Here is an 18,056-nt window from a genome sequence, read left to right as displayed (position 1 = left end):
GAGGGGAGAGAGACCTGGTGGCTAGGGCCCCGCCTGGAAGTGGAGTTCCGGGCGTGGGCCCGCGAGGGCTTGTGGTGTGCGGCTTTCCGGTGGAGCGGAGGGCCGCTTTTTCGTGCCCTGCTACGATGTGTTTACTAGTAAACAGCGTCGCTGTAGCCATGCTGCATCACCGGACGATCACTGTCAAGCCCGCACGTGAGAAGCACCGATCCTGCTGCCGTACTACGATCAACGCCAGCCAGAGCAGCCCAACGAAGGAGCCCGCCCGTGCCCGTCGCGAGGTTTCCCGAGGTCCTAGTCGACCTCCGGAACAAGATCCTCGACGGCACCTTTCCAGCGGGCGACCCACTCCCCCACACCGAGGTGCTAACCCGCGTCTACGGTGTGAGCCGGCAGGTCATCACCAACGTCATGCGGGAGCTGAAGGAGGAAGGGCTGGTGTGGCGTGTCGCCAATCGCGGCATGATCGTCCAGCCTCTCCCCGTAGCCATTGAGATCGCCATGGCCATTGAGCGGCGCGACGAATCGACAGCTTGGGCGACCGCGTGCCGTCAAGCGGGCGTCAGCGGTCAACTGACCCCGACCCCGCCCCGCCAGATGCCCGCACACGGGGAAGTCGCTCAGGCGCTCCGCCTGGACGTCGGTGCCCCCGTCATGGGCTGGGAGGCGTGGGGCGAGATCGCCGACTGTCTCGCATGCTTCGACCGGACGTACGTACTTAAAGACCGGTACGACACAGGCACCTTCGACGTTGAGCGATCATCAGGCACCGTCGACCTGCGCACCCGGGTCCGGTCAGCCACCTCGGAAGAAGCAGCGGCGTTCCGAGTCAGCCTCAGCAGCCCTCTGCTCGACCTCACCCGCATCACCTACGATCACACTGGCCAGCCGCTCCAACTACTGCGCCGCCTCCTCAACCCGCAGCGGGTGCACATCGTGGACCAGCGGCTACCACTAACCGCGCCGTGACCCTCAGCACGACGAAGGAGGCGAATGCCGCCTACTTATCGCGTCGCTGCGGGCGCCCTGGGCCTCGCTGCCCTTCGCCAGAACCTCTCGCATGATGAAGCCCTGCGGGCCTAACCTGAGGTTGCGACCATCAGGAGGTGCAGGGCTATGCATGACGCTAGCACGGAGCCTGGCGCTCGACTACGAGAGCTACGCAAGCGCCGCGGACTCACCCAGGAAGACCTCGCCGAGCGGGCCGGACTGTCCGTCCCCGTCATCAAGAAGATCGAACAAGGCGGCAGCGCGAGGATGGAGACCTACCGGCAGATCGCGAAAGTCTTCGGGGTCAAGACCGTCTGGTTCGTGGCCGCAGGGCCGCCACGCCCCACCGTGGACACCGGCGACGATGTCGTGCTCACCGAGATGCGGGCCGCGCTCATCCCCCCCATCGGGCTCAACGGCATGCCCGTCGTCGGCACCGCCGACCACGACGACGTCGCGCTCCCCCGGCTCGCCGACGCCGCGGCCTCCGTCAACCGGGCCTACCACGCGGATCGGTACGACGACCTCGCGCACCTGCTGCCCGCCCTCGTCCGGTCCGCGCACTACCACGTCGCCCGCTTCAATGACGGGACAGAGCGTGCGGAGGCCCACCGCGTACGATCAGCCGTGCTCGGGCTCGCCGGCCGCTACCTCATCCAGATCCGGGCACACGACCTGGCGCTCATGACTCTTCAGGCAGCCGCACGCGACGCCATCACCGCAGGAGACCAGGCGCTCGCCGCCTCCGCCGTGTCCTCGCAGGCATGGGCCATGCTGCGGCAAGGCCGATTCGACGAGGTGGAACAGCTCTGCTCCGCCGCTGCCGACCAGATCGAGCCGCGCATGTCCCAGGCCACCCCCGACGAGATCGCCGCCTGGGGATGGATGCTCATGCGGGCCAGCGCGGGAGCGATCCGCAACAACCGGCCCGAGGAGGCGGGCGAATACCTGAGCCTCGCGAAGACCGCCGGTGCGCGACTCGGCCGGGAACACGACCTCGGCGGCCAGAAACGGTTCGGCCCGCTCACTGTTGCGCTGCAGGAACCCGAGAACGCGATGATCGAAGGTCGGCCGGACAAGGCGCTTGAGGCGATGGATGCTCTGCCTCACGGCGTCGGCAGCACCAACGCCTCCACGCTCAACCGGGCGCAGCTCGACAGGGCGCGGGCGCTGGTCCGCGTCGGCGACACCGACCAGGCGACCGAAGTGATGACACGCCTGCGACGCCAGCACGGGGCCTGGCTGCAATACCAGCAGGTCGGCCGCGACGTCACGAAGGAGATCATCGAGTCGCGGACCCGGATGCCGTCCAGCGAACAGCGCGATCTCGCCGATTTCCTCGGCCTCGACGACTGAGGGATACGTTCCGTATCCCTTACGGGCGCGGCGCAGCCAAACGGCTGCGCCGCGTTTCTGTTACTTGCCGGAGTCAGGGCATACCTTCGCGTCAGTCGGAGGTACGCATGGACACGGACAAGAACCTGCATGACCTCGGGGCTTTGCCCAGCGCTGCGGAAGTCCTCGCAGCGGACTACCCCGAGTGGCACATCTGGCGCCACCGCGACGATGCCGGCCGCCACGGCGACTGGATCGCGCAGCACATCACGGACCGTGACCGCGTTCTGCAGGCCCCCGACACCCTCGCACTACGCAAGCTCTTGGAGAACGCCACCGACTGAACATCGCGACAGAAGCGCCTCGGGCACAACCGCCACCGCACCGAGGACTTCCGCTCCTGATCGCTGGCAGGAAGAAGCACGCCGTGACACCACACCACGAAGCCCAACCGCAGAACCTCGCGCACCGATTTTCCGGCACAGCAGGCCCCGGCATGCCCAGCGCCGACTCGTCGATCGCCCGCCTCTGGGACTTCGCCACGGGCGGCAAGGACAATCTTTGGCCCGACCGTGCCGTGCTGGACAACATGGAGCAGACCGCCGACGACATCCACATCGGCAAAGCTGCGAAGGCCAGCGTTCAGGCCGTGACCCGCGCGACTGCTGTGGTGGCAGACCTCGGCATCGAGCAGTGGCTCAACCTCGGCTGCGGCTTGCCGCAGGAAGGTGAAGAGACCACCCTCCAGACGGTCGCCAAGCGCCACCCGGCCGCGCGGGTGGTGTACGTGGACTATGACCCCGTGGTCGCGGTTCGCGCGCGGGCCCTGCTGGACGTGGGGCCGCACACCGGTGTGGTCGAGGCGGACGCTCGGGACGTGGACGCGGTGCTCGGGCATCCGGGAGCGGCCGGGCTCGACCACGAGCTGCCGGTGGCGATCCTCGCGGCGAACCTCTGCCACTTCTGGCCGGACGGTGACGAGCCCGGCGCGATCCTGCGCCGGTACATGGCCCGGTTCCCCTTCGGCTACCTGATCTTCAGCCACGCGCGGGACGACCTCCTGACCTTGGAGGAGCGGGCCAAGCTCGTCGCCGACTACAAGCCGACCGGCGACATCTACAGCAGGCCGCTCGACCGGATCAGGGAGATGTTCCTCGACGGCCTGGAGCTGCTGGAGCCTGGCCTGGTCGAGGCGTCTACGTGGCGGCCCGGTCAGGGCCCTGCGGAGGACGTGGGCCGGGCGCACTTCGTCGTGGCGGTAGCCCGGTTCGGGCGCTCGTCCTGACCTTGCGCCGGTGAGGGCGATTTCCTGATATTCACCCCCTTCATTTCACAGGACCTCATACTCCATGAGACGACTACTTACAGTGATATTGGCGCTACTGCTGCCGATGGCAGCGGTCGCCTGCAGCAGCGTGCCCGCCACCACGAGCGCCGCCGGCCTGGCCAAGAGGCCGGTGCTCAAGGTCGGCTACATGCCGATCCCTGACGTGGCGCCCCTCTTCATAGCCCGTGAGGCCGGTTACTTCCGGCAAGAGGGCCTGGACGTCGAGCCCATCATGGTGCAGGGCGGCGGCCCCGGCGCGGACCAGCTCGAAGCTGGCACCCTCCAGCTCTCGATCATGAACTACACGTCCGCCGTATACGCCGAGGCGAACAAACCCGGCACGCTGAAAATCGTGGCGGACTGCTACCAGTCAACGCCCAACTCCTTCAAGATCATGGTCGCCGCCGGTTCGCCCATCACGAGCCTGCAGCAGCTCAAGGGCAAGCACATCTCGGTCATCACCCTGGCCAGCGTCGGCACCCTCACCCTCAAGAACGCTCTGGCCGTCGCCGGCCTCACCATCGACGACGTCGAAGTGTCCCAGGCGCCCCTCCCCGACATGCTGCAGAAGCTGAAGAGCGGCATCATCGACGCCGCGTGGATGGCCGAGCCCTACGTCACGCTCGCCGGCGAAACGATAGGCGCGAAGGGTCTCTACGACCCGATGTCGAACCGGACGGCAGACTGGCCCGTCGCCGGGTGGGCCGCCTCCAGCAAGTACATCGAGAAGAACCCCGACATCATCCGCCGCTGGAACCGGGCGATGGCCCGCGCCCAGCGTGACGCCGCCAGCGACGGCATGGCGGTTCGGCGCATCCTCCGCTCGTACACGAAGATCGAGCCCCGGACGGCCGCCACCATCACGCTCGGCGTCTACCCGACGAGCCTGAACGCGGCGCGCATCCAGCGGGTGGCCGACCTCATGTACGAGTTCCGCGACATCAAGAAGCCCGTCGATGTTCGCAGCTTCCTGAAGCAGTTGCCCGTCCCCGTCCCGACCTCTGCGGAGCCCACATCATGACCGCCCGTCAGACCGGCCAGCCCAAGCCGGACCCCGCCGACGCGCCCGAGCTGCCCGCCCGGGACCGCACCCGCGCCTACTACGACCCGAGCGCCAACCGCCTGGTGACCCCGTTCGAGATCGTTCAGTGGAGGATAGACGGCATCCCCGCTTTCCGCGCCATGCACGCCGGCGTCGAACTCGACGTCTTCGAGCAGCTCGCGGCCCGCCCAATGACAGGCCCCGAACTGGTGGAGGAGTGCCAGGCCAGCCCCGAACCGTTCATGCGGCTCCTGGCGTGCCTGCACGCTGATGGGTACCTGAGCGTCCGCGAAGGCTACTACCAGCTCACCGACCTCGGGCGGGTGCTCACCGCGGCCGCCCAGCCGTCCCAGCGGGACGCCGTACTCGTCACCGGCTCCGCCTACTGGGAGGAAGCCATGCAGCGCCTGCCGGAGGTGATCGCCAGCGGCCGGCCCCCCTCCCCGAACGGGCTGTCCCTGTACGACTACCTAAAGCTGCGCCCCAGGATGGCCGCCCACTTCAACGACTTCATGCTCTCCCGGTCGCATGAGGTCGGCCCCGAACTCGCCCACAAGATCGACTTCGCGGACGTGCGCACGGTGTGCGACGTCGGCGGCGGCCTGGGCCAGGTCCTCAGCGACATCCTGGACGAGCACGAGCACCTGAACGGCTTCCTCCTGGAACTGCCCGAGGTCGCCGAGAAGGCGCACAACTACGTCGAATGGCGCGGGCTCAACCACCGCGTCAAGATCATCGCCGGGGACATGTACGGCGGATTGCCCGAGGCGGACGTGTACGTGGTGTCGTCGGTGCTGCACAATCTCGGCGGCACTGACTACCTCCGGCTTGTCCTGGCCATCATGGAAGCCATGCCCGACGACGGCGGACGCCTGCTGATCGTCGAGGGCATGCTTCCCGACAAGCCGGGCACCTGGTCCGCCTGGCACTACACGAACATGCGCATGATGGCCATGTTCCCGGAGGGCTGCGTCCGGACGGTCGCTCACCACACCCAACTGCTCGCCGAGGCCGGGTACAAGGTGGCCAGCCGAAGAACGCTCGTCAACGGGCAGACCCTCCTCGTCGCCGTCCCCCGCCCCAGCCCCGAACGGGCTTGATGAGCGTGGCGTGGCCGGCCTCATCCCGACGCGGCGCGACCAGCCGCACCGGCCACGCCCTCACGCGGGCGGCCCGCTGGTGTCGTCGCCGCCGTCCCGCGTGACCGGGCGCAGGCCAGGCCGCCCTACCCGCACACCCCCTGGCCTGCGCCCACCATCCCCATCCCATCGCTCGGAAGGAGTAGACGATGAGCGTCAACGCCGCCGCCACCGGCGCTCCCGTCGAGCACCCTGGCCCCTCTCCTCACGAACTCGTCCGCATCTGGCGGCCCAGGCTGCAGCGCGGCGGCTGGTGGCTGATGTACTCCCCCCGCAGGGGCCTGTTCACCGCGTTCTACCGGGGCGCCGCTCCCCAGCCCATCGTGGTGGAGGCCGAGTTCATAGAGGAGCTGCTGCCGAAGCTGGGCCAGCAGGTGCACGCCCTGTGGGGCTCACCCGCGCAGCTCGCAGCCTCGCCTCGCATGCTGCCGTCCCCGCTCCCTTCCGCGTCGAGGGGGCGGTGACGATGAAGCCGCGGCTCACGGCAGAGGGTCCCGCTGTCGTGAGCCGCACACCATCCTTTCGCCCGCCGCCGGGCCGCTCTCATGGGCGCGCGGGGCGCCGGCGGCGTCTTCCCGCCCCTCAGCCGCCAAGAGAGGGGCGGGGCCACCCGGGGGCGGCGCTCCCCACCAGCGCCGCCCCCGGCAGGCCGTACCCCACAGCACGACGACAAGGCGCACCCATGACCGACTCCCGCCAGCACGCCCCCGTAGACACGGCCAGCCTCGTGTGGATTCCCCACGTCCCCCGCACCGCGACCGAGGCGCGCGTGCGCGACACCTCGTGCTGCGGCGCCTTCGAGCTGGGGTCCGAGGGCGGCCAGTACTTCGTCATGAGACCCGTCGGCGACGGCTACGAGGAGACCGGCCGCGGCACCTACGCCCACGCCTGCGCCATCTACACCACGCTCACATCTCAACACCGCTGCTTCCGCCAGCGGACATTCTGATCGCCGGATACCCGGCGGCCACCCCGTTCTCCTCAGATCGGAGACACGCCATGCACAACCTGATCGTCAGCCCGTACCTCAACGGCGACTTCCTGGTGCTGGCACCGGGCCGCCCCGGAGGACTGCGGGTGACAGCCGGCAAGTACGACGAACTCGCCCACGCCGACACTCCGCCCGCCTGGCTGGCCGAGGCGGTGGCCGGCCTGTGGGGCGATGTCGCCCTGCACCCGTACCGGGACAAGGTGCTCGTGCGGGCCGTCACCGGCAGCCCCTACGTGCGCGCCACCTACGAGCTGAACCTGGGCTGCAACTACGACTGCGAGCACTGCTACCTCGGCGTCAAGGAGTTCAAGGGCCTGGACTGGCCCGACCGGGAGCGGATGCTCCACATCCTGAGCGACGTCGGGGTGCTGTGGCTCCAGCTCACCGGCGGAGAGCCCACGATCGACCGGCTGTTCGCCGAGACGTACCAGTACGCCTACGAGCTGGGCATGATGATCGACATCCTGTCCAACGGCTCAAAGTTGCACGACCCGAAAGTGCTCGACCTGCTCACCACGTGCAGACCGCACGACATCACGATCAGCGTGTACGGCGCCACCGAAGCCTCCTACGACAGCCTCACCCGCCGGCCCGGCTCGTACCGCAAATTCCGGAAGGGCGTCGCCGCCGCGCACGAGGCCGGGCTGCCGCTGCGCTTCTCGCTGATCGTCACCCACCACAACGCGGCCGAGCAGCACGGCATGGAATCGCTCGCCGACGAGCTGGGCGTCCCGTACTCGACGTTCGTCAACATGTCGCCGACGATCTACGGCGGCGCGGAGACGCTGCCCGCCCAGTCGCTGGAGCACCTGCGCAAGCGCAAGCCCTTCACCGGCTGCAACGCCGGGCACACCTTCTTCCACGTGGACCCGCACGGCAAGGCGTCGATCTGCAAGATCGGCCGGGAGCCCAACGTCGACCTGATCGAGGAGGGCGCCGCAGGGCTGGCCCGGCTCGGACAGATCGCCGACTCCCTGCTCCTGCGGCAGGGCGGCTGCACCGGCTGCACTCTGCAGGACACGTGCGGCACCTGCATGCCTCTGGTCCAGCTCTACCGCAAGGCCAACTCTCGGCTGGACCGGTACTGCCAGCACCGAGAACGAGAGGAGGTGAACAGCCCATGACCGCCGTTGCGATCGACATCGTGCCCAAGCCGGCACCGCGCCCGGACGTCGAGGTGATCGACGACCTCGCCGCCCTGATCGGCCCTGAGAAGTGCTCTTGCTCGGCCGGGGACGACCAGCCGTACTAGCAGAACAAACCGATGGTCGGGGGCTGCCGCGCGGATATCGTGGGGCAGCCCCCGGCCCATGACCGAACGGAGGACGGATGGCGCTGACGCGCATCGACTGGAGCGACCTGCCCGAAGCGACGCGGGCGGCGGCGGAGAAGCACACCGGCACCGTGCTCGACTCGCGCACCGCGGCCGAAGGGCTCAACTCGGCGGTGGCGCTCCTGCTCACCACCGAGGGCGGGGAGGTGTTCGTCAAGGGGCTGCGCCGCGACTACCCGCGCCGGTGGACGCAGGACATGGAGTGGTCGATCGGCCCGTACGTCGCCGGTGTCGCGCCGCGCGTGCTGTGGCGCGTCGAGGACGGCGAATGGGACCTGCTCGGGTTCGAGGCCGTGACCGGCCGCCACGCCTGCTACGAGCCCGGCTCCGCAGACCTGCCGCTGCTGCTCGACACGATGCGCATCCTCGCCCGCATCCCCTGCCCGGCCGACGTGCCGGTCAAGACGGCCGAGTCCCGATGGAAGCCGTACCTGGACGACCCCGGCGACTTGGCCCTGCTGGCGGGTGATCGGCTGCTGCACACCGACTACAACCCCCTCAACGTCCTCATCGCCGACGGCAGGGCCCTGCTCATCGACTGGGCCTGGCCGACGCGCGGAGCTGGCTGGATCGACCCCGCCTGCCTGGTCCTGCGCCTCATCGCTGGCGGCCACACCGCGCCCCACGCCGAACGGGTCGTCTCCGAGTTGCCCGCCTGGCAAGACGCACCGATCGCGGGGATCGACGCGTTCGCCGCAGCGAGCGTCCGCCTGTGGGCGGAGATCGCCGACCGGGACGCGGTGTCCTGGACGGAGCGGATGGTCGACGCCGCCCAGGAATGGGCCTCCTACCGAAGCGCCAGAGACTCCCTACGGTGAGATCGCCGGAACAACGCAAAAAGGCGCCCCGCTCCTCCCTACGCAGGGAGGAGCGGGGCGCGCTCATTGACGGTGGAACTATCGCTCGTCGGTCGGCAGGTCGGGCCGCGGGGTGTGCCGGGCTTTCCAGCCGGCGATGGCCGCCAGCGCGGTCGGCACCAGAGGCAGCGTGATCGCCTCGATCCAGTCGGGCAGGAACGCGATCATGCTGGGGTCATCAGCGACCGCCTGCAGCACCGCCAGACCAGCGACACCAGCCAGGTAGGACGCCAGGCCCATCGCCTTGACCTTGGTCTCGACCTTCGGTCTCGGGTAGGTTACGGGCTCACCGTGCATATGCCCCTCCTTCGGGATAGCCCGCCACGGCGGGAGGAATCGGGTTGAAGATCAGGCGCGAGCCGGCCACGACCACTGCCCGTGGTCCGTGCCCTGCGACCGGGACGTCGCCCAGTAGGAGTGGTTGCCGTCGAGGAACACCTGGAGGTTGACGGCGGTGCCGCTGCCCTCGTACGTGCGCGTGATGATCGCCGGGAGGACGTCGCCGAGCTTGGCGGGCGAGCGGATGACGCCCTGGCCGCCGAACGACTGCATCGACTCCAGGTTGATCATGGAGACGTCGTGGCCGGACAGCTTGTAGTGCACGATGCGGCCGATCGTCGGCGCGGCCTCGGTGGGGGTGGACATGGAGATGCCTCCTGTAGAAAGCGGAACCGCAATCAGCGGTGGAACATGGCGATCTTGGCCATGGTCACCTTCTCGACCACAGCCACGGCGTCGGTCGGGTTGATGATCCTGAGCCGGAGCTGGTTCTTGGTGTTGAGCGCGAACTGGCCGCCCACGCTCGTCTCGACGCGCCCGTTGGCGTCGGCGCGGAAGCTGAGCCGCCACGCGTCGTCCTCGCGCTGCTTGCCGTCGCGGCTGTATCGCGACCAGGCCACGTCTATCTCCGAGCCCGGAGCCAGCCCGCGGACCTTCACCAGGCCGTCAACGATGCACCAGCGACTCGCCTTGGCCATGACCGCGACTCCGTCCGCGCTGTGGCCGGGCGGGTCGTCGGCGTACTCGGTGCGCCAGCGCACCGCCAGCTCGCCGCCGGCCGGGACGTCCTGGTCCTCACCGGCACCCAGAGAGATGACCTCGGGCACGTCTTCCTCCTGCTGCTTAATCGGGACCCCGGGGCTCTTGATCAGGGCGGCCACGCGCTCCCGGAAGTGGGTCATGTTGATGCTGTGCGGGTCCGGCTTGCCGGTGTTGACCTCCCGGTGCGCCTTCACCCGTGCGGTCGGCAGGCCGAACTCTCGGCAAAGCTCCGCGCACAGCGCTTCGTAGGCGTCGATCTGCACGTCGGGCCACGGCGTGCGGCCGTCGTTCTCGGCCTCGATGCCGATCGACGTGGAGTTCATGTGGTGCGAACTGGTGCTCGGCGCGTTGTGCCAGCACCGGCCTGCGGCGACGACCCAGATCCGGCCGGTGTGCTGCAGCCAGAAGTGCGACAGCGGGCCGTCGAGTCCGGGCCTGCCGTTCACCACGACGTGCCGGTCATTGAACCCGGCGGTGTGGTGGCAGACCACTCCCTCGACGGAGCCCTGCGGTCCGTGGCCGCGGGTTCGCCATCCGCCGACCTCGGTCACCGGGAAGCCCGTCCGGCGCGCGACCTCGGCGAGCTGCGTGAGCCACGGCATGGTTTTCTCCTTGCGTTCGTCGATGAGAGATGGCCGGTCAGCCGCGAGTGAGCTGGATGAGCGCGATCACCGTGCCCGCCACGGCGACCAGGACGGTGACGACAGCGATGATCTGCCGGGTCCGATCCGCGAGCTGGGACCGCGTCACGGCCTCACGCTCCACCATGTCCAGACGGGCCTCCAGCGCTGCATGACGGAGCTCGGCGGCGGCGTGATCCTGCTCGACCCGCTTGACCAACTCGGCGTGCCGGTCGTCCACCCATTCGAGACGCTGCAAGATCAACGCGGTGCTGCCGTTGGTGCGCTCGAACCCCAGCTCGACGGCGCTGCGCAGCTCCGCCAGCGCGAGCGCCAAGTTCGGGGACTCGTCGCTCACGTCACCACCTCGTTGGGCGTCATGCCCACGAAAGTGGCCGGGGGCTTCACGAAGAACGACGGCCGGGCCGGCTCCTCCGACGTCGCCCGCACCCAGTCGAGGAACGCCCGCTTGCCCGCCACCCGTACAGGGTCGATCCGCGTCAGCTCCTTGATCGGGGCCAGCGGGTCCGCAGGCGCAACACGGGCAGAGCCGACGAACTCCAGCGCGCCTTGCCTCTCCGGCTGCGGAGCGGGTGTGATCAGAAGCCGATGCCGCTTCACAGCGGCAATACGCGCGAGGCACGCCTCCCGGCGCGTCTCGTCAGCGACTCCCGGAGTGAACGCGCCGGGCAGGTTGTACGTCTCCTGCAGCACGGCGAGTGCCGCCGGGTCGTCGTGCACGAGCGCGTCGTCGCGGCTGGGCATGGCCACCTCGTGCAGGATGACGTCCAGCAGCGTGTCAACGTCGTCGGGGTCAAGAGAGTGCTCGGCCGCCCGCCACTCGAACGTGGCGTGCGGGAAGGCGTGCACTCCCACCTCGTTAGCGGCGTTGACCAGGTACACCCCCCACAGGGGTTCTGCTGCCCCATCAGGGGCCCCGGCTGCGGCCCCCGCTCCTGGACGCATGTAGGTGTGGCTGTAGCCGAGTTCGGCGTCCCACGTGGTCATGATCTGCGGCACTGTGTCCCCTGTTCAGTGTCGGTGGCTCCAGAAGTAGTACGCCTTGCTCGTGGTGGTGCTGCTCTTGGCTGTGAACCCGGTGTCGGACGACGCGATGACGCACCAGTAGGCGTTCGGGTTGAAAGCCGAGCCGCCGCTGTTGCCGGCGGCCCCATCCCGCATCGTGCAGACGGGGCCCATGTTGGAGGCCATCGTGGCGCCGTAGGAGAAGGCGGCGAACTGGCCGGACCCGAATGTCAGTGACCCGGCGAACACCCCGGCGGTGTTGCCCTGCTGGGTGTAGTCCCACCATTTGCCGACGTGGCGGGTTCGGCCGCTGTTGTCGAACCAGAAGTATTGCTCCCTGGCGGCGTCCTTGAAGTAGCCGTAGCGGGCGTAGCCTTCGGCGATCTCCATGAGCCCGCCGTTCGGGGTGTTCAGCGTCCGGTCCAAGACCTGCATCGACAGGAACCCAGCGGCGACCACCGTGGATGACGCCGCGGTCTGGCCCTGGTTCGTGCCCGAGGTGATCTCGAAAGTCGCTTCGCCGGGGAACCAATTGTCCCTGGTCATCAGGCTCGTGTAGTTGGTGCCGCTGCCGGGATAGAACCGGATCTCCGGGAACGAGGCGCCGGGCGGCTGCAGGTCAATTCGCCGACCTGTCGCGGCGGTCCTGATGTTCGAGCCGGTGATGGTCTTACCGTCGATCGCTGTGGCCGCCAACTTGTTCGCTGTGACCGCCCCGGCGGAGATGGAGCCCGCCGTCACCGCGTTGGCCGCGATGTGTCCGGCCTGGATAGCCCCTGCTGCGATCTTGTCGGCCTCCACCGCGTTGGCCTGGATGTGCCCGGCCTGGATCGCCCCGGCCTGGATCAGCCCGCCTGTGATCGTCCCGGCTACGATCTTCGCGTTGGCCGGGATCGTGCCGTCGATGATGTGCTCAGCGCCGTCGATGACCGCGCCAATAAGGTCGGTGTCCACGAGCGGCTGCGTTGCGATGACGGCGTGCGCTGAGGGCTGCGACTCGTTGCCGCTACGGTCCAGGGCCGTGAACCAGAACTCGCGGTCCGCGCCGTACGCCTGGTCGGGTACCACCACCGAGCCGGCGGCGTCCAGATGCCCGACCACGGCCGCCCCCGGCGCGAGCGGATCCTGCATCCACACCCGCAACACCGCGAAGTCCAGCGGCATCGGGACATCGCCGACGCCCCTGCCGTCCCATGCTGCATGGATCACGCCGAGGCGTGTCGTGAGATGAGGCTGCGTCGGAACCGGCGGCGGCGTCGCATCGTCGGGAACGAGCTGCACCACCTGGCCGGAGAACTCGCCCTTCATCCCAGCCGACGTCGCCCGCACCTTGAAGGCGTACTCGGTGCCGACGACCAGCGGGGAGAACGTCGCCGTCGTATCGTCGGTCACGGCGATCTGCATCCACAGCGATCCAGCGGTGTTGACCCGCGCGTACAGCTCGTATCCGTCGATGCTCAGCGCGACGCCCGCGACATCAGAGGTGACCGCCGCCCAGCTCGCCGTCACCTGGCCGCGGGCGAACCCGTTCTCGTCCAGGTAGGCGACCGGCTCAACGATCAGTCCGTTCGGCGCTGCCGGGGTCCGGTTGGGGGTCTCCGGGGCGGGCTCACCCCCGGATCCGCCAGACGACACCCCGCCGTCCAGAATCCCGGCGGCCTGTCTGGCCAGGCGGATCTCTCGCTCCAGAAAACGATCATTTAAGACGACGTTGCCGCCAACCTGGCCGTCCTTGTCCACCGACAACGTGATCTGCCGCAGGCGGAGCGACTGCATGGCCCCGCCGTCGCCCGGCGCGAGTAGGTAGTCCCCAGGCTGGTAGTGCTCGAACGGCAACCAGCGCGCGAGGTCGAACATCAGGCCTCGGGTGACCTGCACCCGCTCCCGGCCGATCCGCTCCAGCGCGTTCTGACCCAGCAGCCTCGCCGTACCCGCATCTGAGACGCCGCCCTGCGACTGGTAGGTCTCCCAGCGGCCCCACGGCGCGGTAGCGGCCGCGTTGGTGACCTCCACGGACAGGCCGGCCTCGCCGCCGATCAGGATGGCCGACGCGGCGTCCTCCAACGTGCCCGTGTCCGGCGCGTCGGTGATGTCGCGGCCCAGCCGAAGGTCAACCGGCGAAGGCCCGGACGCCCGATTGGCGCCGAGCACCGTGTCCGGGTTGAACACCTGCAAGGTGCGGCCCTGCATCCGCCAGTCGATCACGCCCTGCTCACTCAAGTTGATCAGAACGGAGAGCAGGTCCTTGCCCGGCTCGATCGCCAGCGTCAGCGTCTTCGACCACGACTCTCCTGCACTGTCGTGGCTGGCGGAGAAGCTGAACGACAGCCCCGCCAGCGCGCCGCGCGCCTTGCCCTCCTGGATGAAGGTCGCGAGGATCGCCCCAGCGCTGACCGCGTTGAACTGGCGCTTACCGTCCACCATCGCGCTGTTGGGGTACAGCACGACCTTCCTCAACAGCCACGCCCAGCCCGGCAGATCGTAGGACCGGGAACCGGCTCGGTCCGCGCTGTCGCCGCTCCGCTTGATCCGGAGGAACCGCGCGTTGGGCGGCTCCACCCACGAGCCGCCGCTTGCCGCGTACTCCACCGCGACCTCGCAGTGCCCGGCGATGAGGTTCGCGTTCAGCCCGCCGTCCAGGTAGATCACCCTGAGACTGGGCACGTCGTTCAGCGGGTCGCCAAGCTCGAAGCCACTGTGCTGAGGCAGCACCCCCAGCCGATCGCCGTTCGGCGCATGAGCCACCAGCCGTAGCGCGAACTTCGCGGGCTTACCTGGGATGATCACCTGCACCGCTGGTCCCCCTCAGTTCGTTGAACTCGTCGCGCTGCTGGTCGACGGCCGCCGACAGCACGGCGTTCTCGTACGTCAGCTCCTCGATGCGGCGGCGTAGCACGGCGATGATCCGGCCCGGCTCGACCACCAGGTCCTCCATCACGCCCCCGCCGACAGGAGCGCCCGCTGATGCTCCAGTCGCGTGGCAGCGGCCGTCACCGGGTCGATCCGTACGTACGACCTCAGCGGGGCGAGCACGTCAGCCGCCTTCCGCGCGGCCGCCGTACGAGCCTTCGGCACGGCAGTCGTCACGGTCGCGTGGTCGCGCTTGCACCGCTCAACCCGCTCCAGCACGGCGGCGCGGGCCTGCTCGCCGCTGAGCTGCCACGGGTTCGTCTCGGGCAGGGCCGGCTCGTAGATCGGATGGACCGCGCGGTGCATCAGCACGTCGATCACCTCGTCCGTCGAGGTCAGCGCGCACGCCACCGCGGTGGACACGATCGCCACCTTCGGCAGAAACACCCCCACCGTGACGCCATCGGCGGCCCGGGTCAGCGTGATCTCCCACGCCTCGATCCGCCCGGACTCATCGGCCGTGTCGGTCACCTCCGTGACCTGCCAGTCGTCCGGCACCGTCACCTCCAGGCCCAGATGTGGAACGTCCGCGCCGGCGGCAAGCCCCCGGCGGACGGGTCGAAGAAGAACAGGTCGCTGTTGGTCCGGGAGAACAACTGCATCGTGGCTACCTGCTCGGCCGTGAACGTGACCTTGGGCACTGTCGGGAAGGCGAAGCCGAGCGCCACCTGGTAGTAGGTAGCGCCCCGGGACACCGAGACCGACAGCATGATCAGGCCGGAGTCGTTCGCGTACAGCCACGTCCCCCGGTGGAACGTCCCGGACTGGTCGAACACGAGGAGCTGGTCCTGCTGGCTCGGGTGCACCCACCCGATCGACGCCTGCCCCTCGACCGCCGACACCGCGCCACCGCGCTGCTCCCCGTTCGACGGGTTCAAGATGGCCGCCTGCCAGAAGCCGGCCGCGTGGGTCAGGCGGCACATCGCCGTGTTGCCCGCGTTGGTGCCCGACTCCATGACCAGCGTCGCCTCCCCCGTGAAGCGGGAGCCGTCGCTGTAGATACGCGACTGGTTCGTGCCGCTGCCGGGGATGAAGCGGATCTCCGGCGCGGCTGCGCCCGCCGGGTTGACCACGATCCGCGCGCCGGTCACCCCTGATGCGAGCTGGCCCACGATGGATACCGCGCCGGTGGCCGCCGAGATGCTGGCGGTCTGCTGGCCGGAGCCGTTGAACGCCGCCAGGCCCGAGCTGTTGAGCTCGACTCGCGCCCCGGACGCGCTGCCCGCGACGACCCGCGTGGACAACGTGAGCACCGCGGCGAGCTTGTCGGCCACCACCGCGCCGGCCGTGATGTGCTCGGCCTCGACCGACCCGGCGGCCAGTTTGTCGGCGGTGACCGCATTGGCGGCCAGCGCGCCGGTCGTGATGCTCTCGTTCGCGGCGTCGCCCTGGACGAGCTGCGCCGCGGCGATCGTCGCCGACGCGGACGGGACGGATTCGTTGCCGCTACGGTCCAGGGCCGTGAACCGGAACTGCCTGTCCGCGCCGTACGGCAGGTTCGGGACGAGGACCGCCCCAGCCTCCCCCAGCACGCCGATCTCCGACCAGCCAGGCGCGAGCGGGTCCTGCATCCACACGCGGACGTGCAGGAAGTCCGGAGGCATCGGCACCGCGCCGACGCCAAGCCCGTCCCACGTGGCCCGGACCACGCCCAGACGCGTGGAGAGCTGCGGGATGGTGGGCACAGGCGGCGGCTCGTCGTCGTCGGGGATCGTCACCGCCACCGGTTCGGAGAACGCGCCGACCTTGCCGAGGTTGACCGCCCGGACCTTAAAGGCGTACGACTCGCCGATGACGAGCGGCGAGTACGTCGCCGTGGTGTCGCCCGCCTCGGTCGAGGTGACAAAGAACCACGGCGCGCCGGTCTCGTTGAGGCGCATGAACAGCTCGTAACCGCCGATCGTCAGCGCGACCCCGCCCGTGTCCTGCGTGACCGCTCCCCAGGTGACCGTCACCTGCCCGTGCGGCAGTCCGTGCTCGTCGATGTAGGCGAGCGGGTTCACGACCAGCCCGGCCGGGGCCGCCGGCCTGCGCGGCTCGGGCGCTTCCGGCGCTGGGCGGGCTCCGGACCCTCCGTCCGCGGTCGAGCCGCCGACAATCCCGGCGGTCCGCCTGGCCAGGCGGATGTCCCGCTCAAGGAACCGGTCATGCAGGACCAGCGACCCGCCGAGCACGCCCGTCGAGGTGCGCGCCAACGTCACCTGCCGGACCCGAAGCGACTCCATCGCCCCGCCGTCCCCAGGCGCGAGCACCCGGTCACCGGGCCGGTAGTCCCTCAGCGGCAGCCAGCGCGCCCCGTACAAGACGATGCCGCGGCTCCGCTGTACCCGCTCGGCCCCGGCGCGCTCGAGTGCGGACTGCGCGAGGATCGTCGCGGTGCCCTCGTCGGAGACGCCGCCCGCGCCGACGTACTGTTCCCAGGGCCCCCACGGCTGGACGGCGGCGGGGTTCGTATACGTCTTGACGAGTCCGTTGTCGCCGAGGACGAGCACCGACGACGCCGTGTCCTCCAGAGTGCCCTCGTCGGGCGCTTCGGCGACGTCGCGCCCGTACCGCAGGTCCACCGGCGCGGGCCCGGACGCCAGGTCGCGGCTCATCGAGGTGTCGGCGTTGAACACCTGGACGGTTCGGCCGGAGGTGCGGAAGTCGCACACGCCCTGCTCAGCGAGGTTGGTCAGCGCCGTCAGCGCGTCCATGCCTGGCTGGTAGTAGATCGTGATGATCTTGTCCCACGCCTGACCTGCGCTGTCCTCCTCCGGGGTGAAGTCCCATTGCAGGCCCGGCACCGCGCCCCGGCCCTTGGCCTCGGCGATGAACGTCTCCAGGATCGCCCCTGCCGTCGCACTGAGGAACGGCCTCTTGCCGTCCACCAGCGGCGCCACCCCCGGATGGAGCACGATCTTGCGGAGCATCCACACGAGGCCGGGCAGCTCGAACCTGGCCAGCCCGGTCCGGTCGGAGCCGTCGCCGCGGCGCTTGATGCGCAGGAACCGCGAGTCCGGCGCTTCAGTCCACACGGTGCCGTCCGTGCTCCACTCGACGGCGATCTCGCACGGCTGATCGAGCAGGGCCGCACCGATCGCCGTGGTGGTGTAGCTGATCTTCAGCGACGACACGTCGTTCAGCGGCCAGCCAGCCTCAACAGACAACGGATGCGGAAGCACGCTGAGCCGATCAGCAAATGGCTGGTAGGCCACGAGCCGAAGATCAAACACGGGCCTCCCATCCAAGACGTCAAGTTCAGCCACTCACGCCTAACTCCGTGCCCTGAATATTTGCTTGGTCCTCACGGAGACAACTGGTTCGGCGTAGGCTAGCTGTCCGGAGGCGATCGAGCGGAGAAACTCGCATCTCGGACAGCCCAGGACAGCACGCGAGTCTCGGCAAATAGCCTCACCGCATTCCAAAGCGCAGAAATTCTCCTTGCACAGATGAGAAAACGGAT

Annotated in this window: 20 protein-coding genes; 11 read left to right on the top strand and 9 right to left on the bottom strand. The window is 69.1% G+C overall.

Going from position 1 to position 18,056, the window contains the following annotated elements; translation table 11 throughout:
* Positions 1 to 267 precede the first annotated feature (267 nt).
* From AC27IY_RS27360 to AC27IY_RS27310, 11 genes are all read left to right on the top strand, one after another.
* Positions 268 to 969: a GntR family transcriptional regulator gene (locus tag AC27IY_RS27360; protein WP_487179659.1), complete on the top strand. Its 702-nt coding sequence runs from the start codon at positions 268 to 270 to the stop codon at positions 967 to 969.
* A gap of 147 nt (positions 970 to 1,116) precedes the next feature.
* Positions 1,117 to 2,346, top strand: coding sequence for a helix-turn-helix domain-containing protein (locus AC27IY_RS27355; protein WP_487179657.1), 1,230 nt, complete (start codon positions 1,117 to 1,119; stop codon positions 2,344 to 2,346).
* A 107-nt stretch (positions 2,347 to 2,453) separates the two neighbouring features.
* Entirely contained in the window at positions 2,454 to 2,669 is a 216-nt protein-coding gene (locus AC27IY_RS27350) for a hypothetical protein (RefSeq protein ID WP_487179656.1), read from the top strand.
* A 152-nt stretch (positions 2,670 to 2,821) separates the two neighbouring features.
* Positions 2,822 to 3,610: an SAM-dependent methyltransferase gene (locus AC27IY_RS27345; protein ID WP_487179655.1), complete on the top strand. Its 789-nt coding sequence runs from the start codon at positions 2,822 to 2,824 to the stop codon at positions 3,608 to 3,610.
* 172 nt (positions 3,611 to 3,782) lie between these two features.
* Positions 3,783 to 4,673 carry an ABC transporter substrate-binding protein gene (locus tag AC27IY_RS27340; protein ID WP_487179654.1) on the top strand — a complete coding sequence of 297 codons (891 nt, stop codon included), beginning with the start codon at positions 3,783 to 3,785 and terminating at the stop codon, positions 4,671 to 4,673.
* Positions 4,670 to 5,794, top strand: a complete 1,125-nt coding sequence (locus AC27IY_RS27335; protein ID WP_487179653.1) for a methyltransferase — start codon at positions 4,670 to 4,672, stop codon at positions 5,792 to 5,794. The genes AC27IY_RS27340 and AC27IY_RS27335 overlap by 4 nt, the downstream gene beginning before the upstream one ends.
* Before the next feature lie 188 nt (positions 5,795 to 5,982).
* Positions 5,983 to 6,297 carry a hypothetical protein gene (locus AC27IY_RS27330; RefSeq protein WP_487179652.1) on the top strand — a complete coding sequence of 105 codons (315 nt, stop codon included), beginning with the start codon at positions 5,983 to 5,985 and terminating at the stop codon, positions 6,295 to 6,297.
* 218 nt (positions 6,298 to 6,515) lie between these two features.
* Positions 6,516 to 6,782 carry a hypothetical protein gene (locus AC27IY_RS27325; RefSeq protein WP_487179651.1) on the top strand — a complete coding sequence of 89 codons (267 nt, stop codon included), beginning with the start codon at positions 6,516 to 6,518 and terminating at the stop codon, positions 6,780 to 6,782.
* A gap of 50 nt (positions 6,783 to 6,832) precedes the next feature.
* Positions 6,833 to 7,948, top strand: coding sequence for a radical SAM protein (locus AC27IY_RS27320; protein ID WP_487179649.1), 1,116 nt, complete (start codon positions 6,833 to 6,835; stop codon positions 7,946 to 7,948).
* Positions 7,945 to 8,076: a hypothetical protein gene (locus AC27IY_RS27315; RefSeq protein ID WP_487179647.1), complete on the top strand. Its 132-nt coding sequence runs from the start codon at positions 7,945 to 7,947 to the stop codon at positions 8,074 to 8,076. The genes AC27IY_RS27320 and AC27IY_RS27315 overlap by 4 nt, the downstream gene beginning before the upstream one ends.
* A 77-nt stretch (positions 8,077 to 8,153) precedes the next feature.
* On the top strand, positions 8,154 to 8,975 hold the full coding sequence (locus AC27IY_RS27310) for a hypothetical protein (protein ID WP_487179646.1): 822 nt from the start codon (positions 8,154 to 8,156) through the stop codon (positions 8,973 to 8,975).
* Positions 8,976 to 9,053: 78 nt separating this feature from the next.
* Here the strand turns inward: AC27IY_RS27310 and AC27IY_RS27305 are convergent, their stop codons facing one another.
* From AC27IY_RS27305 to AC27IY_RS27265, 9 genes are read right to left on the bottom strand one after another with little or no spacing between them, the layout of a single operon-like run.
* Positions 9,054 to 9,311, bottom strand: coding sequence for a hypothetical protein (locus tag AC27IY_RS27305; RefSeq protein ID WP_487179645.1), 258 nt, complete (start codon positions 9,309 to 9,311; stop codon positions 9,054 to 9,056).
* Between the two features lie 51 nt (positions 9,312 to 9,362).
* Positions 9,363 to 9,659 carry a hypothetical protein gene (locus AC27IY_RS27300; RefSeq protein ID WP_487179644.1) on the bottom strand — a complete coding sequence of 99 codons (297 nt, stop codon included), beginning with the start codon at positions 9,657 to 9,659 and terminating at the stop codon, positions 9,363 to 9,365.
* A 32-nt stretch (positions 9,660 to 9,691) separates the two neighbouring features.
* Positions 9,692 to 10,657 (bottom strand): peptidoglycan recognition protein family protein, encoded by a 966-nt coding sequence (locus AC27IY_RS27295; protein WP_487179643.1) that lies wholly within the window; start codon positions 10,655 to 10,657, stop codon positions 9,692 to 9,694.
* Positions 10,658 to 10,694: 37 nt separating this feature from the next.
* Positions 10,695 to 11,033 (bottom strand): hypothetical protein, encoded by a 339-nt coding sequence (locus AC27IY_RS27290; protein WP_487179642.1) that lies wholly within the window; start codon positions 11,031 to 11,033, stop codon positions 10,695 to 10,697.
* On the bottom strand, positions 11,030 to 11,683 hold the full coding sequence (locus tag AC27IY_RS27285) for a hypothetical protein (protein ID WP_487179641.1): 654 nt from the start codon (positions 11,681 to 11,683) through the stop codon (positions 11,030 to 11,032). The genes AC27IY_RS27290 and AC27IY_RS27285 overlap by 4 nt, the downstream gene beginning before the upstream one ends.
* Positions 11,684 to 11,707: 24 nt before the next feature.
* On the bottom strand, positions 11,708 to 14,494 hold the full coding sequence (locus AC27IY_RS27280; protein ID WP_487179639.1) for a phage tail protein: 2,787 nt from the start codon (positions 14,492 to 14,494) through the stop codon (positions 11,708 to 11,710).
* On the bottom strand, positions 14,472 to 14,636 hold the full coding sequence (locus AC27IY_RS27275; protein ID WP_487179638.1) for a hypothetical protein: 165 nt from the start codon (positions 14,634 to 14,636) through the stop codon (positions 14,472 to 14,474). The genes AC27IY_RS27280 and AC27IY_RS27275 overlap by 23 nt, the downstream gene beginning before the upstream one ends.
* Positions 14,636 to 15,109 carry a hypothetical protein gene (locus AC27IY_RS27270; protein WP_487179637.1) on the bottom strand — a complete coding sequence of 158 codons (474 nt, stop codon included), beginning with the start codon at positions 15,107 to 15,109 and terminating at the stop codon, positions 14,636 to 14,638. The genes AC27IY_RS27275 and AC27IY_RS27270 overlap by 1 nt, the downstream gene beginning before the upstream one ends.
* 2 nt (positions 15,110 to 15,111) lie before the next feature.
* The gene (locus AC27IY_RS27265; RefSeq protein WP_487179636.1) at positions 15,112 to 17,760 is read right to left on the bottom strand and encodes a phage tail protein; all 2,649 of its coding nucleotides are present in this window, start codon (positions 17,758 to 17,760) and stop codon (positions 15,112 to 15,114) included.
* Positions 17,761 to 18,056: the final 296 nt, after the last annotated feature.

Source organism: Nonomuraea sp. B208, from assembly GCF_057536035.1.
Note: the sequence above shows the minus strand (reverse complement) of the source record. Positions and strands in the feature narration are given on the sequence as shown.